This is a genomic window from Streptomyces sp. NPDC088554 (assembly GCF_044752945.1).
Classification (GTDB): Bacteria; Actinomycetota; Actinomycetes; order Streptomycetales; family Streptomycetaceae; genus Streptomyces.
Genome location: NZ_JBIVMF010000104.1, coordinates 1 through 1087 on the forward strand (window position 1 = coordinate 1; position 1087 = coordinate 1087).

Annotated in this window: 1 protein-coding gene; it reads right to left on the reverse strand. The window is 66.5% G+C overall.

The genetic code is table 11. The features are described from left to right. Nucleotides 1-1013, reverse strand: a 1013-nt coding sequence (locus tag ACIP8W_RS31975) for a polyketide synthase dehydratase domain-containing protein (protein WP_402205924.1), incomplete at its 3' end; no start/stop codon positions are given. Nucleotides 1014-1087: the final 74 nt, after the last annotated feature.

Below are 1087 nucleotides of genomic sequence, written 5' to 3' on the forward strand. Positions count from 1 at the left end.
TCTCCCACGACGAGCCAGCGGCCGGCCTCCGGCGCCGCCGACAGCCCGGACACCGCCGTCCACTCCACCCCGAACAACGCCTCGTCACGCACCGACCGGCCAGCCGACCCGATCTGATCAGCGGTCACCGCACGCAACGCGAGACGCTCCACAGACACCACCGGCACACCCGAACCATCAACCGCCCACAACGACACCCCGTCGCCGCTCTCCACCCCACACAACCGAACCCGCAACACACCCGAGCCCAGACCCCGCACCACCACACCCGACCACGAGAACGGCAGCACACTCACACCCGCCGAAACACCACCAACCCCACCCACACCAACCGCATGCAACGCCGCATCCAACAACGCCGGATGCACACCAAAACCACCACTCACACCAACCGAGCCCAACTCAACCTCGGCAAAAACCTCCTCACCACGCCGCCACACACCCCTCAGCCCACGAAACACCGGCCCATACACCAAGCCAGCCTCAGCCGCCCGCCCATAAAAACCCTCAATCCCCACAACCTCCGCACCCACCGGAGGCCACACATCCACCAACCCACCAAACCCGGACCCGGACCCATCAGATCCGACCACAGCTCCGACCGACCCACCCGGCATCAGCACACCACTGACGTGCCGAGTCCATGACCCGCCCGCCACCGCGTCCTCCCGCAGCGAAAAGACCTGCACATCCCACCGCTCACCCTCAGCCTTCTCCACCACAACCTGGAGCCGCACGCCCGTCTCCTCGGGCAGCACCAGCGGAGCCTCGATCACCAGCTCCTCAACACAGCCGCATCCCACCTGCTCCCCGGCCCGGACCACCAACTCCACAAAACCCGTCCCCGGGAACACCACAGCCCCATGGACCACGTGATCCGCCAACCACACCTGCCCGGCAACCGACAGCCGCCCCGACAGCACAACCCGACCACCATCCGCCGACTCCACCACCGCCCCAAGCAACGGATGCCCCGCCTCCGCCAACCCGAAATCAGCAGCAACACCCCTCACACCAACCCCCGGAACAGGCCAATACCGCTCACGCTGAAACGCATACGTAGGCAAGGGAACCTGACGTGCCGGGA